The following is a 15127-nucleotide window of genomic DNA, read 5'->3' as shown; positions in this document are numbered from 1 at the left end:
GTGTTGGCGATCAGCTTGCGGTTCACCATCAGGTTCAGCGGTTCCATGGCTCCAGCTCCGTCCCGGCACCTCGTCCGGGCGCCCTCACACGGAGGTCGGAGCAGTTCGCCGCGTTTTGACATCGACCGCGCTAGTGATCGCCTTCGGTGGCCAGGACGAGGCGGCGGAGGAGGACGAGCAGGTGGTCCTGGTCCGTGTGGGACAGCTGGTGGATCAGGTTCTCTTCGACCTGGGAGATGTCGCCGATGCCCTGTTGCCAGATCTTCAGGCCGGCCGGGGTGAGGGTGGCGACCACCTTGCGGCGGTCGTCGCGGTCGTGCCCTCGGTCGACGTAGCCGCGACGTTCGAGGGCGTCGAGGCGGTTCGTCATCGTCGCCGGCGAGAGGCCGAGCCGGGTGGCGAGCTCGCCGGGGGTGGCCTGGTACGGCGCGCCGTTGCGACGGAGCATGTGTAGCGTCTTGAACTCCCAGTACTGGAGACCATGAGCAGCCAGCACCGCGTCCCGTCGGCGGTCGAGGTACCGCGTCAACTTCTGCAGCCGCGCGGCGATCCCCTCGACCCGCAGATCCATCTCCGGCAGTTCGCGGGCCCACAGCGCCACGTGGTCGTCGATCGAGTCCTTCACCCATCGGATTTTTCAGCGGCTGAAGCTTAGTTGTCAAACTTTTCGACGTCGAAATACTCTCCGGTCATGACTGAGATCGCGCTTCCCGAGGTTCTCGACGCCGCCGCCGGCCTGTCTCGCGCCGCCCGCTGGGACGACGCCACCCGGCTGCTCGATGCCGTTCGCACCCACGACCCTGCCGACCTGGTCGCGCTCGCCGTCGCCCGGGCGACCATCGCCGTCGACCAGGACTTGTTCCAGCAAACCGACCACGGCCCAGCCGCCATGGCGAAGCTCGAGCAAGCGCTCCAGGAGGCACCCGATCCGGCCGTCGGCTGGGACCTGGAGTTCTTGCGGCTCCGGAAGGACTACGCGACCGAGCTCTTCAGCCGCTCAGCAGTAGACGCCGAGCAGTCCGACGGGGAACGCGCTGAGGGGTCGGGGATGGCGGCTGCTGAGCGGTTGGCCGAGTGGGCGGAGCGGTTGCAGGCGACCGCGCCGTCCGAAGACCGCGCGGGTCATGCCGCCTTCTACCGCGGCGTGATGGCCGACAACCTGCTCGCCGCCCCGGCCGATGCCCTCAGCAACTACACGACCGCACTGGCGATCGCCGAGCGCTGCGGCGACGAGTTCCTTGAGTCACTCGCCCTGCGTCATCTGGGCGACCACGCGCACACCGCAGGCGACCTGAAACTCACCCGAGCGCACTGGGAACGATCTACAGAACTCCGGCAGCGCACCGGCCACTTGTCCGGCGTACTGGCTCAGCAGGCCCTGCTCGCAGTACTGGCTCAGGCCGAAGGCGAGCGCGAGGCGGCGGCTGCGTTGGCGGGTGAAGTGCACCGGTGGGCGACCCAGTTGGGTCTCCCCTGGCTCACCCAGCAAACCGCCGCCCTGCGCTAGCAACCCCTACGGCAGGCGGATGTAGTCTTCGGTGGCCTTGGCGGTGATGGCATTGAGGCCCGCCTTGTCCTGCGGGCGGCCGCCGGTGCTGATCTCCACGTGCGTGTGAGTGGCGCCGAAGACGGCGACGAAGCGGTCGACCACGAGGCGGGTCTGGCCGGCCGCGTTCTGGTAGGAGTAGGTCAGCGTGGTGTGGTGGAACGTCATGTCCCCGAAGGCGGGGTTCGTTGCCTTGGTGGTGCCGTTCACCCGGGAGATGAACTTGATGTTCTTGGTGCCCCGCAACGCGGCGACCTTGGCGTCCACCATCGTCTTCAGCGGCTTCTCGGGCGAGACCAGACCGTTGACCCGGAGGTTCCACAGCTTGTTCGGGCTGGTGAACTTCGCCTCGTAGGTCGACAGCTTCACCATCTTCCAGCCCTCCGGCGCCCAGATCACGACGCCGAGCTCGGTGTTCGGGTTGCCCCAGTATCTGTGCACGTACCTCACCTGCGAGGGCTTCAGCGCCGGAACGCTCGTACCGACCGCGCTCCAGGCGGAGGTGGTTGCCTGCGGCATCGTGGCGGACTCGGTGCCGGCAACCGCCGCGGTGGCTAGTGTCCCGCCGGCGAGTACTGCGACGGCTGCCGCGAGGCCGGCGGTGCGGGTGCGGTTGAGCGCCATGATGGATCCCCCCAGGGTTTGTCCTGCGTGACGGGCAATCGGTGGATTGCAAAGGCTTGGATGCCGTCCCCCGAAGGAAAGTTGCCGGTCGCGGGCAGCAACTTTTCAGCCGCCGGGAGCGCCCGCCGCGCAGGACACCAGCACCAGCAGTTGGTCAGGAGGAGAAGGCGGCGTCGAAGGAGGCTGTCGGTGGGTCGAACGCCAGCGAGCGGACGAACTGGACGGCTTCGGCGGCGCCGACCAGGCGGTCCATGCCGGCGTCTTCCCACTCGACCGAGATGGGGCCCGTGTAGCCGATGGTGTTGAGCATCCGGAAGCAGGCCTCCCACGGGACGTCGCCGTGGCCGGTGGAGACGAAGTCCCAGCCGCGGCGGGGGTCACCCCAGGCCAGGTGCGAGCCCATCCGGCCGTTGCGGCCGTTGCCGACCTGGCGCTTCGCGTCCTTGCAGTCGACGTGGTAGATCCGGTCCTTGAAGTCCCAGAGGAACCCGACCGGGTCCAGATCCTGCCAGACGAAGTGGCTCGGGTCCCAGTTCAGGCCGAACGCCTCGCGGTGGCCGATCGCGTCCAGGGTGGCCGTGGTCGACCAGTAGTCATAGGCGATCTCCGACGGATGCACCTCGTGGGCGAACCGCACGCCGACCTCGTCGAAGACGTCGAGGATCGGATTCCACCGGTCCGCGAAGTCCTTGTACCCGGCCTCGATCATCGCCGGCGGGACCGGCGGGAACATCGCCACCGTCTTCCAGATCGACGACCCGGTGAACCCGACCACCACGTCCACCCCGAGCGCCCGGGCCGCCCGCGCCGTGGTCGCCATCTCCTCGGCCGCGCGCTGCCGGACGCCTTCGGGATCGCCGTCGCCCCAGATGTGCGCGGGCAGGATCCCCTGGTGCCGCTGGTCGATCGGGTCGTCGCAGACCGCCTGGCCGAGCAGGTGATTCGAGATCGTCCAGACCTTCAGGTTGTACTTCTCCAGGATGTCGAGCCGGTTCCGCACGTAGGCCTCGTCCTCCGCGGCCTTCCGGACGTCGAGGTGATCACCCCAGCAGGCGATCTCCAGCCCGTCGTACCCCCACTCCGAGGCCAACCGGGCCATCTCCTCGAACGGCAGATCGGCCCACTGGCCGGTGAACAGGGTGATCGGTCGAGCCATGGCGTTCTACTCCTTCATCAATCTGTACTACGGACTTGTGGCTGGGGCGGCTGAGTAAAAGCTGTGGTGAAGCTTGGGGGTGTCCCCGGCGCCGCGGCCGGAGCGCCTGGTCGCGGCGCCGGGGACGAGGACCGGCGGACCGGTCCCCCGCCGGCCGCGCGAGACCGCACTCCCGCGTTCCCGGGCAGGGCCGAACCACCCGGGCACACGGCAGCTCCTGAACGCCTCTCCGCGTCGGACAGGATGCGATCTCGCACGGCGACGTCTCATCGGCCTACAACCTGCTCTTCAGGTCCTGGCCGACCGAGATCAGCAACGTGCGGGCCGGCACGTCCTGCACCGTCCGCGCCTTGGCGATGAACAGATCCAGCGCGATCGCGGCCAACGCGTCACGCCCGCGCCGCTGCTGCTGCTCCGCCACCGCGAGCTGTACCTTCAGCACCGTGGCCGTCCCCGACGGCACCTTGTTCGCGGCGCGATACCGATCGACCAGCTTCGCCGCCTCGGCGTACGACACGACGACCGTGAACGGCACCTTGGTCACGGACGTGTTCCCGGCTGTGTCGGACGCAGTGGCGGCCAACTCGTGCGCACCGAGCCCGAGCGCGACGCCATCCAGCTGAGTACCCGCCGGCCGCCCATCGACGGTCAACGTCACGGCCGCCACGCCGGACAACGCATCCTCCGCGGCAGCTGAAACGCCAACCACCGAGGCGACCCCGAGCTTCCCGCCGGCAGCGAGTCCGCTCACAGTCGCCGTAGGAGCTGTCCGATCGATCTTCACCGTCACAGAGGTCGGCTCAGACACGTTCCCAGCCGTATCACTCGCCCGTACTGCGATCGTGTGCGTCCCGTCGGCGGACAAGGTCACCGGAGCCGTGTACTCGGACCAGTCGCCGGACCCGACCTTCTGCTCCAGATACACCTGGCCCGGCTCGTTGTCGGTCCCCATCGCCGTCGCAACGACCGCATCGGTCCACCAACCATCCAGCCCCGACGGAGCCGACGGGTTCAGCGACAGACTCACCTGCGGCGCCACCGTGTCCCGGACCAGCTTGAAGTACTCGAACTTCGCCGTCTTCGACGCAACCTGATCCGCCCCGAACGCATAGATCCCGAACCGCGCGGACGCCAACGCCGGATTCGTCACCGCAGGCAACGCGGTCCACGTCACCCCGTCCGAGCTGTACGACCCGGTGAACGTCGACCCACTCTTCGCCAGCCGCAGGTACCAGACCCCACCAGTCGGCGTCGGCGCGTTGGGAGCCGGCTGGACGACCGCGTCGTTCACCTCACTCCGCAACTCCAGCGCCCGTGCAACCGGCGAGCCGGCCGCATTGGTCGTCAGGTAGTCGAGCTTCACGTAGTTCGCGTCATCGGCGTAAACCAGCAGCCCGGCCTGCTGGTACGCCTCGTCGAACGACGATCCATCCACCTTCGTCTCGATCGTCCAGTCCCCGTCGGGAGCCGGTTGCAGCAGCAGGTTCTTCGGGTTCGTGTTCCCGCCTGCGTAGATGTCGCCCTTGCCGGTGTCGATCTCGGCCACTCCACCCGTAACCCGGTACGCCGCTGGGTCGGGCCGCACGATCGCGGACCACCGGCAGGCGTCAAGCGTCGTACCGGTGAACTCGTCGTCCGGCGTCGGCACCTCGGCCGTGTCGTCCGGCGTGATGCTGAAGTAGTCGAACGACGCCGCGATCGGCAACGCCTCGGTCCGGTTGGCCAGCCCGAAGACGCCGATCCGCGGATTCGTCATCCCGGCCAACTGCTTCGTCTCCGGCATGTCGGTGAACGTCGCCCCGTCCGCGCTGTAGGCGGCCCGCAGGTTCGCCCCGTCACTGGTGAACCGCACCCACACCGTGTCCGGGTACGCCGCTCCGAGGCTCGCCGTGTTCGACGCGGCCACCTCATTCGGCGCTCCAGCCTCCTCGCGGATGAATTGGAAGATCCGCGCATCGGCCGAAGGCGCTCCGGTCGACCTGCCCTGCAACACCATCTTCGCGTAGTTGTCGTCGTCGCCGTAAACGATCAGACCCGCCTGCTGATACGCCAACCGAGCCGGCAACGTCAGCTTCGTCGTCGCCTGCCAGGCGCCAGCCGGCAACGGCTGGAGCACGATGTTCGGCGTGCCCGTGTTGCCGGTGCCGTAGATGTCCGTCGCCGTGAGTGGCAGCACCAGGTTGCCACCGGCAACGGATAGCTCCTGGTTGCCCCGGACAACGGCATTCCATCGGCCGGTATCCAGCGACGTCCCCTCGAACCCGTCCGACCGCCCGGTCAAACACGTGGGCGGAGCCGGCGAGTCCACCTTCACCACGAACTTCGCAGTACCGGCTGCTCCTCGTGCGTCCGTCACTGTGACGGTCGCGGTGTGGGTGCCGGCGGTTTGGTAGGTGTGGCTCACCGACGCGCCGGTGCCCGTCGATCCGTCGCCGAAGCTCCACTCGTATGACAGCGGCGTATCCCCTTCCGGGTCCGTCGCCGTCGCGATGAAGTCGACCTTCAGTGGAGGCTTGCCCTGGGCAACGGAACCGGTGACCGTCACCACAGGCCGCTGGTTGTCAGTGACGCCCTTGCCGATGAACTTCACCCAGTTGACGTTCAGCTGCCCCGTCGTCTTGACGAAGTACAGCGGACCGCTCGTCAGCGCAGCACCACTCACCGGCGCGGTGAAGTCGCCGTACGTCTGCCAAGCCCCGGTCGCCGACACCTGGATCGTCGCCACCACCGGGCCATCGACAGGCGACCCGGTCCGCACCTGAACGGTCGCACCCGACTCGGGTGAAGCGGCCCTGAGCTGGAGCTGATCGATGCCGGTCAGGTTGGTCGGGTTCCAGCCCCACCAGTCGCCGTCCTCGATCCAGCCGATGTTCTTCCCGCCACCGGCCACGTCGCCGGTGTCCTCGACCTGTACGCCGGGTGCGGATCCCGGTCCACCGGTCTCGTCGAAGTACTCGGCCTCCCGGGTCTTCGGCTGCAACTGGACCACCTTCTGCGTGGTGATCCGGCCCGTCCCCGGCGCACCCTTGTCGGTGTAGGTCACGGTCACGATGCCGAAGATGTTCGCGCCGACATGTCCCTCGTCACCAGGAAGTGGGAACGTCCCTTCGCAGCCGTGGTACTGCTCGTAGCCGTGCGCGTGCTCGTCATGGCCGAGGGCGGGCTGGGTCACCACGTCCTGGCAGTTCACCGTGCCGTCCTCGGGATCCGTGACGGTCACCTTGTACCGGATCGTGTCGCCGAAGTCGAAGAACCCACCGTCGACCGGTGCCTCCACCGTGATCGTCGGCGCGGTGTTGCCCGACGTGATCGTCCGGTTCGACACCGCCGTACGGCCGTCGCTGTCGGACACCGTCAGCCGGGCCGTGAACACGCCGGCGGAGGTGTACGTGTACGTCGGCTTGGCCTCCGTCGAGTCCGTCGTCCCGTTGCCGTCGAAGTCCCAGGCGAGAGTGATCGGCTGCCCATCGGGATCACGTGAACCGGCGCTGTCAAAGGCGACCGTCAACGGAGCCGGCCCGGAGGTCTTGTCCGTGGTGAACTGCGCGATCGGCGCACGATTGCCTTGCACGTAGTCGATTCGGTAGAGCCCGGAGTCGGCGTTGTTCCCGCCGAACCCGCTCCCCCACTCGATCACGTAGAGCGCGCCGTCGGGCCCGAACTGCAACGCATGCGGCCGGATGAAGCTCAGCTTCTGCAGCATTCGGGACACGTCGGCGACCTTCGCTCGATCGTCGGTCAGCTGCACCGAGAACAACCGGCTGTCGTTCCAGTCAGCGAACACGGCCTTGCCGTCGAAGTATTTCGGCCACTTCCGGTCCGAGTCACTGTCCGGGTTGTACTGGTACCCACCCGAGGTCATCGGCGCGCCGCTGCCACCGATCTCGGGCACACCAGTCGTCGACTTCCCCATCCACAACGTGGAAGGAATTGCCGCGGGCAACTGGTTGATCCCGGTGTTGTTGGGCGAGTTGTTCACCGGCGCGTTGCAGTTGAAGGTTGCTCCCGACGTACCGGTCGCGAAGTCGTAGTCGTTGTAGGGCGTGTTGTTGCCGACGCAGTACGGCCAGCCGTAGAAGCCGGGTTTGTCGACGATGTCCCATTCGACCCGGCCGTCCGGTCCCCGCGTCGGTGAGACCTGGCCGGCGTCCGGTCCGTAGTCGGCGACGAACAAGTGGTTCGTGGTCGGGTCGATCCCGATCCGGAACGGGTTGCGGAACCCCATCGCGTAGATCTCCGGCCGCGTCTTCGCCGTCCCGGCCGGGAAGAGGTTGCCCGCTGGGACCGTGTACGAGCCGTCCGCCTCGGGGTGGATCCTGAGCACCTTGCCGTTCAGGTTGTTGCTGTTCGCGGCGCTGCGCTGTGCGTCCCACGCCGCCCGTCCGGCCCGCTCGTCGATCGGCGAGTATCCGTCGGAGTCGAACGGGTTGCTGTTGTCACCGGTCGCGATGAAAAGGTTGCCCTGGCCATCGAACTCGAGCGCGCCACCAGCATGGCAACACTGGTCCCGTTGGGTGTCGATCCGCAGCACCTCCATCTCACTGGCCAGATCGAGCGTGTCACCAGTGACCTTGAAACGGGACACCTTGTCGACCGGCGATGAGCCCGCGGGCGAGTAGTAAAGGTAGAGGAAGCCGTTCTGGTCGAACGCCGGATCGAGTGCGAGTCCGAGCAGGCCGAACTCCTGGCCGGTATAGACGTTCAGCGTGCCGGCGGTGACGACCGAACCGTCGGTCTTGACGATCTTCACGGCACCGTTCCGGTCGATGTAGAACACCCGGCCGTCGGTCGCGATCGCGAGTTCCATCGGGTTGGAGCTGTCGTCGTCCAGCGTCACCTTCTGGTAGCTGTCGCTCAGAGACGCGCCGCAGTCCGCATTCTCCACCCCGGCCGCGGTCCGGATCCCGCCGAGCAGGTGTTTGCGGAACGCCGGCTCGGCGAACGACTCGATCGTGTGGCCCATGCCCGTGTACCACGCGCGGCCGCCGTCGTAGTCCTGGCACCATGCGATCGGGTGCTCGACGCCCATGTTCCCGCCCGTGTACGACGACTCGTCGAGGGACGCGAGAACGTGGACGGTGTCACGCGGGTTGGTCCGGTAGTTGTACCACTCGTCGGTCCGGTTCCAGGTCGTCGGCGCCTCGGTGGTGGACGGATGCGCGTGATCCTCCACCTTCACGTTCGCGTTCGGCGTACCGGGTGGATGGCTGTCGAAGTAGCTGCCGACCAGCTTCCCGTACCAGGGCCAGTCGTACTCCGTGTCCGAGGCCGCGTGGACTCCGGCGTACCCACCACCGCCGCGGATGTATCGCTCGAACGCGGCCTGCTGGTCGCCGGTCAGCACGTCGCCGGTGGTGGACAGCCAGATGACCACCTCGTACTTCGCCAGCTCGGTGTCGTTGAACATGGTCGAGTCCTCGGTCGCGGTGACCGTGAACCCGTTCTCGGTCGCCAGATCCCGGATCGCCTGGATCCCGGCGGGAATCGAGTCGTGCCGGAACCCGGCGGTCTTGCTGAAGATCAAGGCGTTGAAGGTCTCGTCACCATGCCCGGGATGGGCACGCGCGGGACCGGCCGTGAGTGGGATCGCCAGCACGGCGATCAGGGCGAGCACGACTGCACGGACAAGGTGTCCGTGCAGTCGCCTGCGTAGCTGGGACATCGGGAGCTCCTCATGGGTCGGATAAGGTGCGCGCTCCATCTGGTTCCGGGGCGGGACCCCGGCTGTTCGGCCCTGTTTTCAGCTACTGCAAAGTCCCGTGCTCTGCCCTGCCCGGGACTGGGTGTTAGCGCACGCCGAGGAGGTGTTCCATGGCGAGCTGGTCCAGTCGTTCGAAGCCCAGGCCGCGCTCGGCCAGCGCCGCCGGGTCGTACGTCTCCTTCCGCAGATCGGCCAGGCTCTCGCCGTCGGCCAGCGTGGGTTCGCTCAGCTCGGCAACCCGCGCGACGGCCAGTGCCTCGGCGACCTCGGGGTCGGCCCGGAACGCTTGCACCTTCTCCCGCAGGATCAGGTAGTTCCGCATGCAGCCGCGTGCGGTCTCCCAGACGCCGTCGAAGTCCTCGGTCCGCGGCGGCTTGTAGTCGAAGTGGACGAACCCGTCGTACGCCGGCCGCCCGCCCGCGCCCTGCAGCACGTCGACCGTCCAGAACGCCTCCCGCAGGTTGCCGGCGCCGAAGCGCAGGTCCTGGTCGAACCGGGGCCCGTGCTGACCGTTCAGGTCGATGTGGAACAACTTGCCGTGCCACAACGCCTGGGCGATCCCGTGCGCGTAGTTGAGCCCGGCCATCTGCTCGTGCCCGACCTCCGGGTTGATGCCGACCAGCTCCGGGTGCGCCAGATCGTTGATGAAGGCAATGGCGTGCCCGATCGACGGCAGCAGGATGTCGCCGCGCGGCTCGTTCGGCTTCGGCTCGATCGCGAACCGGATGTCGTATCCCTGCTCCTGCACATACGCACAGAGCAGATCCATCGACTCCTTGTACCGATCCAGCGCGGCCTGGACGTCCTTCGAACCACCCGACTCCGCGCCTTCCCGGCCACCCCACAGCACGTACGTCGACGCGCCGAGCTCGGCGGCCAGGTCGAGGTTGCGGAGCACCTTCGACAGGGCGTACCGGCGGACCGTCCGGTCGTTCGCAGTCAGCCCGCCGTCCTTGAAGACCGGATGGCTGAACAGGTTCGTGGTCGCCATCTCGACCACGATCCCGGTCTCCGCCAGCGCCTTGCTGAACCGCTCGAGCACCTGTTGACGGGTGCCGTCGTCCGGGACCAGGTCATCGTCGTGGAAGGAGATCGCAGCGGCGCCCAACTCGGCCAGTTTCTCCACCGCGTGGACCGGGTCCATCGGCGGCCGGACCGCGGTACCGAAGACGTCGACGCCCTGCCAGCCGACGGTCCACAGCCCGAACGAGAACTTGTCCGTCTTGCTGGGGGTATAGCTATTCATTCAGGAATCTCCTGCCATTGTCGGGAGTTCGAACTGTCCTCGACGGCTGCCAGCACCCGCTGGATCTGCAGCCCGTCGGCGAACGACGGCTCCGGGTCGCGGCCGTCGGCGATCGCCGTGACCAGATCGACCACTTGGTGGGTGAAGCCGTGCTCGTAACCGAGCAGGTGACCCGGCGGCCACCAGGCCGCGACGTACGGGTGCACCGGTTCGGTGGCCAGGATGCGCCGGAAACCGGCGGTCTCGGGGTCCTCGGTCGCGTCGTAGAAGTGCAGCAGGTTCATGTCCTCGAAGTCGAACGCGAGGCTGCCGGCGCTGCCGTTGATCTCGATCCGGATCGCGTTCTTCCGGCCGGTCGCGAACCGGGTCGCCTCGAAGACACCGAGCGCGCCGCTCTTGAACTTCGTGATGAAGACGGCCGCGTCGTCGACCGTGACCGGCCCGCGCTCGGTGCTCGCCGTACCGGACAGGCCGCTGTGCTCGGCCGCCTTCGGGCGTTCCTTGACGAACGTCTCCAGCTGCCCGCTCACCTCGGCGATCCGGTCGCCGGTGATGAACTGGGTCAGGTCGACGATGTGCGCGCCGATGTCGCCGAGCGCGCCGGAGCCGGCCTTCTCCTTGTCCAGCCGCCAGGACAGCGGCGCCTCCGGATCGGAGATCCAGTCCTGCAGGTACTGCGCCCGCACGTGCCGGACGGTCCCGATCTTGCCCTCGGCAACGAGCTTGCGGGCGAGTGCGATGGCCGGCACCCGCCGATAGGTGAACCCGACCATCGACCTGATCCCCTGCGCGGACGCCTTTTCGGCAGCCGCCGTCATCGCTTCCGCCTCGGCGACGGTGTTGGCGAGCGGCTTCTCGCAGAGCACGTGCTTACCCGCCTCGAGCGCGGCGATCGCGATCTCGGCGTGGCTGTCGCCCGGCGTACAGACGTCGATCAGCTGGACGTCGTCGCGGCCGAGCAGCTTGCGCCAGTCGGTCTCGGTCCCGTTCCAGCCGAGCTTCGTCGCGGCCGCCTGGACCGCGTCCGCGTTCCGGCCGCAGAGCACGTTCAGTTCGGGGTGCAACGGCAGGTCGAAGAAGCGCGGCGCGCTCCGCCAGGCCTGCGAGTGGGCCGCGCCCATGAAGGCGTACCCGATCAGGCCGATGCCCAGGTTCGTCATCCGGTCTCTTTCCTCTCAGTCTCAGCTCTCGAAAGCGGTCGGCAGGTACTGGTCCACGTTGTCCTTGGTGACCACCGGCGCGTACAGCTGGACCAAGCGCGGGACCTCGACCTCCACCAGGTCGCCGAGGGCCTTCTTCTGTACCAGCAGCCGGGCCAGCCGGACACCGTCCGCACCCTGCGTCGACGGGTAGATGACGGTGGCCTTCAGCAGCGTGTTGCCGGCCTTGATGTCCCGCATCACGTTCGCCGAGCCGGCCCCGCCGACGACGAAGAACTCCTTGCGGCCGGAGTTCTTGATCGCGGCCATCACGCCGACCCCCTGGTCGTCGTCGTGGTTCCAGATCGCGTCGATCTTCGGCGCGGCCTGCAGCAGGTTGGCGGCGGCCTTCTCACCGGACTCGACGGTGAACTCCGCGGCGACCCGGTTGTTCACCTTCAGGCCGCAGTCGGCCAGCGCCTCCTTGAAGCCCTGGCTGCGGGCCTGGGTCAGGGGCAGCGAATCGATCCCGGCGATCTCCGCGATCACCGCATCCTTCTTGCCCTTCATCTCCTGGCAGACGTAGGTGCCGGCCGAGATGCCCATTCCCTTGTTGTCGCCGAGGATCGTGGTCCGGGCCGCGAACGTGCTGTCGAACTCGCGGTCCACGTTCACCACCGTGATACCGGCCTCCATCGCCTTGATCGCGACCGGGGTGAGCGCGGCGCCGTCGAACGGCAGCAGCACGATCGCGTCCACCTTCTGGTTGATGAAGGTCTCCACCTGGCTGATCTGCAGGTTCACATCGTTGGTGCCCTCGGCAACGATCAGCTCGATGTCGGAGTACTTCTTCGCCTCGGCCTGGGTGGCCTTGGTGATGGCGCCCATCCAGCCGTGGTCGGCGGCCGGTGCGGAGAAGCCGATCTTGACCTTCTGGCCGGGTGCGTCGTTGCTGCCGCTGCCGGCCGCGGCCTGGGTGGCGTTGCCGTCGGTCTTCTTGGCCTCCGGCGTGTTGCTGGTACACGCGATCAACGCCAGCGAGGTCAGGCCGGCCAGGGTCGCGGTTTTCAGGAACCGGGCGGATCGTGCGGACATGCTGTCCTCCTATGGTGGTTCTGCTGAGCCAGGTGTTGGGACACTAGGGTGTGCTCCCGCGGGCGGCGAGGCGTTGCTGGAGGAGGACCGCGATCACGATGATCAGCCCCTTCGCCACCGACTGCGCGGAGATGGACAGGTTGTTCAGGGTGAAGACGTTGTTCAGCGTGGTGAAGATGAGTACGCCGAACACGGTGCCGACGATCGTGCCCCGGCCACCCGAGAGCAGGGTGCCGCCGATCACGACCGCCGCGATCGCGTCCAGCTCGTACAACTGCCCGTGAGTGGAGCTGCCGGTCGTCGTACGGGCCATCAGCATCACCGCGGCGATCCCGCAGCACAGACCGGCCAGCACGTAGAGCGCGACCGTGTGCCGCTGAACCTTGATCCCGGCCAGCCGGGCCGCCTCGGCGTTACCGCCGACCGCGAACGTACGACGGCCGAACGTGGTCCGGTTCAGCACCACCCAGCCGAGCGCGGCGACGATCAGGAACAACCAGACCAGCACCGGTACGCCGATCAGCGAGCCACCGAAGAAGTCGACGAACGGGTTCACCGAGATGATCTGGGTCCGGCGGTCGGAGATGATCTCGGCCAGGCCGCGGGCGCCGGCCAGCATCGCCAGCGTCGCGATGAACGGCACGATCTTGCCGTAGGCAACCAGCAGACCGTTGACCAGACCACACGCCGATCCGACCAGCAACGCGGTGCTGACCATGAAGATCCAGTGGAAGTCCGCCGCCATCTGCTGGGTCGCCAGTGTGGTCGCCCAGACCGAGGCGAGGGCGACCATGGCGCCGACGGACAGGTCGATCCCGCCGCCGGTGATGACGAAGGTCATGCCGATGCTGACCACCCCGATCACGGCGGCGAGCCGGAGGATGGTGAGCACGTTGGCGCCGGTCGCGAAGGTGTCGCCGGCGGTGATGATGCCGACCAGGCAGAGCAGCACGAGCGCGACGACCAGGCCGAGGTTCCGGCCCATCCCGCTCCTCAACAGACTCGCGGCCGAACTGCCGTTGCGGACTGTCGTCTGGGTCGAAGCAGTGCCACTCTGCGGCGGTTCGTCCTGCTGGGTTGTCTGGGAACGTGCGACTTCCTCACTCATGACACCGCACTTCCTTCCATCACCAGGTCGAGCACGCGGTGCTCGTCGATCTCTTGCGCGGGCCCTATGTGGACGGCCCGCCCCTCCCGCATCACCACGACTCGGTCGGCCAGTCCGAGCACTTCCTCGACCTCGCTGGAGACCAGCACGATCGCGACCCCGTTGGCGGCCAGCTTCCGGATCAGCGCGTAGATCTCGGAGCGCGCTCCTACGTCGACTCCACGGGTCGGCTCGTCCAGCAGCAGCACCCGGCAGTCCCGGAGCAGCCAGCGGGCGAGCACGACCTTCTGCTGGTTCCCACCGGACAGGTTGCGGACCGGGTGGTCGATCCCGGCCGGGCGAACATCGAGTGCTCTGGTCAGCTCGGCGGCGGCGACGCGCTCCGCGTGACCGTTGAGGAATCCACCGCGGGCGAACCGCGTCATGGTGGACACCGTGATGTTCTTGTAGACGGCCTCGTCGAGGATCAGCGCCTGACTCTTGCGTTCCTCGGGCGCTAACCCGACTCCCGCCTTCACCGCTGCTTGCACCCGTCCGGGTTTGAGCTCGACGCCCTTGACCTTGACGAACCCGGAGGCGGCCCGGCGAGCGCCGTACACGGTCTCCAGGATTTCGGATCGGCCGGAGCCGACGAGTCCGGCCAGGCCGACGATCTCGCCGGCCCGGACCGTGAACGAGATGTCGGCGAACTCCCGCGGGCGCGACAGATTCGCCACCTCCAGCACGGTTTCGGCGGCGGCCGGGAGGTCCTGGCGCTTCGGGAAGACGTACTCGATCGAGCGGCCGGTCATCAACCGGATCAGCTCGGCTGTCGGGGTCTGCCGCGCGTCGAGACCGGTGGCGACGGTCGCGCCGTCCTTGAGCACGGTCACCCGGTCGCCGATCTCGCGGATCTCCTCGAGCCGGTGCGAGATGTAGACGACGGCGACCCCGCGCTCGGTGAGGCCGCGGATCACCCGGAAGAGGTTCCCGACCTCCTCCGGGTCGAGCACGGCCGATGGCTCGTCCATCACGATCAGCTCCGCGTCACGGGAGAGCGCTCTGGCCATACTGACGATCTGCTGGCCGGCTGCGGACAGCATCCCGACCGGGCGGCCCGGTGGGATCTCGCCGTGACCGAGGCCCTTGAGCAGCTCCCGGGCGCGGGTCGCGGTCTCGTGCCGGCGGGTCAGGCCGAACCGGGAGGGCTCGTGGCCGAGGAACACGTTCTCAGCCACGCTCAGCTCGGGTACCAGGTCGAGTTCCTGGTAGATCGCGGCGATCCCGAGGTTGATCGCGTCGGTCGGGCTGTTCAGCCGCTCCTCGTTGCCGTTGACAACGATCTGGCCGGCGTCGGGCTGGTGCGCGCCGGTGAGCACCCGGATCAGCGTCGACTTGCCGGCGCCGTTCTGGCCGAGCAGGCAGTGCACCTCACCGCGGCGTACCTCGAGATCGACACCGTCGAGCGCTCGCACCCCCGGAAACTCCTTGACGATCCCGCTCATCATCAGCAGCTCGTCATTCGCCACCCCT

10 protein-coding genes are annotated in these 15127 nt (G+C 67.7%); 1 reads left to right on the top strand and 9 read right to left on the bottom strand.

Annotation, left to right across the window (positions count from 1 at the left end; genetic code table 11):
- Positions 1-130: 130 nt before the first annotated feature.
- Positions 131-625, bottom strand: coding sequence for a MarR family winged helix-turn-helix transcriptional regulator (locus EV643_RS17130; RefSeq protein WP_133801067.1), 495 nt, complete (start codon positions 623-625; stop codon positions 131-133).
- A 66-nt stretch (positions 626-691) separates the two neighbouring features.
- On the opposite strand from EV643_RS17130, the gene EV643_RS17125 reads away from it, so the two are divergent.
- On the top strand, positions 692-1507 hold the full coding sequence (locus EV643_RS17125) for a hypothetical protein (protein ID WP_133801066.1): 816 nt from the start codon (positions 692-694) through the stop codon (positions 1505-1507).
- Between the two features lie 6 nt (positions 1508-1513).
- On the opposite strand, the gene EV643_RS17120 is transcribed toward EV643_RS17125, so the two are convergent.
- The 8 genes from EV643_RS17120 to EV643_RS17085 form a co-directional block, all read right to left on the bottom strand.
- Positions 1514-2170: a hypothetical protein gene (locus tag EV643_RS17120; protein ID WP_133801065.1), complete on the bottom strand. Its 657-nt coding sequence runs from the start codon at positions 2168-2170 to the stop codon at positions 1514-1516.
- A 154-nt stretch (positions 2171-2324) separates the two neighbouring features.
- Positions 2325-3326 (bottom strand): sugar phosphate isomerase/epimerase family protein, encoded by a 1002-nt coding sequence (locus EV643_RS17115; protein ID WP_133801064.1) that lies wholly within the window; start codon positions 3324-3326, stop codon positions 2325-2327.
- A 274-nt stretch (positions 3327-3600) separates the two neighbouring features.
- Positions 3601-8988, bottom strand: coding sequence for a ThuA domain-containing protein (locus EV643_RS17110; RefSeq protein WP_133801063.1), 5388 nt, complete (start codon positions 8986-8988; stop codon positions 3601-3603).
- Positions 8989-9112: 124 nt separating this feature from the next.
- Positions 9113-10273: a xylose isomerase gene (gene xylA, locus EV643_RS17105; protein ID WP_133801062.1), complete on the bottom strand. Its 1161-nt coding sequence runs from the start codon at positions 10271-10273 to the stop codon at positions 9113-9115.
- Complete coding sequence (locus tag EV643_RS17100) at positions 10270-11433, bottom strand: Gfo/Idh/MocA family protein (RefSeq protein WP_133801061.1); 1164 nt, start codon at positions 11431-11433, stop codon at positions 10270-10272. The genes xylA and EV643_RS17100 overlap by 4 nt, the downstream gene beginning before the upstream one ends.
- 21 nt (positions 11434-11454) lie before the next feature.
- Positions 11455-12507, bottom strand: a complete 1053-nt coding sequence (locus tag EV643_RS17095) for a substrate-binding domain-containing protein (protein ID WP_133801060.1) — start codon at positions 12505-12507, stop codon at positions 11455-11457.
- 43 nt (positions 12508-12550) lie between these two features.
- The gene (locus tag EV643_RS17090; protein ID WP_133801059.1) at positions 12551-13615 is read right to left on the bottom strand and encodes an ABC transporter permease; all 1065 of its coding nucleotides are present in this window, start codon (positions 13613-13615) and stop codon (positions 12551-12553) included.
- Entirely contained in the window at positions 13612-15123 is a 1512-nt protein-coding gene (locus EV643_RS17085; protein WP_238165629.1) for a sugar ABC transporter ATP-binding protein, read from the bottom strand. Before EV643_RS17085 ends, EV643_RS17090 begins: the two co-directional genes overlap by 4 nt.
- Positions 15124-15127 lie beyond the last annotated feature (4 nt).

This window comes from Kribbella caucasensis, assembly GCF_004361855.1.
GTDB classification, from domain to species: domain Bacteria; phylum Actinomycetota; class Actinomycetes; order Propionibacteriales; family Kribbellaceae; genus Kribbella; species Kribbella caucasensis.
Note: the sequence above shows the minus strand (reverse complement) of the source record. Positions and strands in the feature narration are given on the sequence as shown.

What these genes read in the sequence shown, in the direction of transcription:
- EV643_RS17125 (WP_133801066.1), top strand. Translation starts at nt 692, where the DNA reads ATGACTGAGATCGCGCTTCCCGAGGTTCTCGACGCCGCCGCCGGCCTG.
- EV643_RS17120 (WP_133801065.1), bottom strand. Translation starts at nt 2,170, where the DNA reads ATGGCGCTCAACCGCACCCGCACCGCCGGCCTCGCGGCAGCCGTCGCA.
- EV643_RS17115 (WP_133801064.1), bottom strand. Translation starts at nt 3,326, where the DNA reads ATGGCTCGACCGATCACCCTGTTCACCGGCCAGTGGGCCGATCTGCCG.
- EV643_RS17110 (WP_133801063.1), bottom strand. Translation starts at nt 8,988, where the DNA reads ATGTCCCAGCTACGCAGGCGACTGCACGGACACCTTGTCCGTGCAGTC.
- xylA (WP_133801062.1), bottom strand. Translation starts at nt 10,273, where the DNA reads ATGAATAGCTATACCCCCAGCAAGACGGACAAGTTCTCGTTCGGGCTG.
- EV643_RS17100 (WP_133801061.1), bottom strand. Translation starts at nt 11,433, where the DNA reads ATGACGAACCTGGGCATCGGCCTGATCGGGTACGCCTTCATGGGCGCG.
- EV643_RS17095 (WP_133801060.1), bottom strand. Translation starts at nt 12,507, where the DNA reads ATGTCCGCACGATCCGCCCGGTTCCTGAAAACCGCGACCCTGGCCGGC.
- EV643_RS17090 (WP_133801059.1), bottom strand. Translation starts at nt 13,615, where the DNA reads ATGAGTGAGGAAGTCGCACGTTCCCAGACAACCCAGCAGGACGAACCG.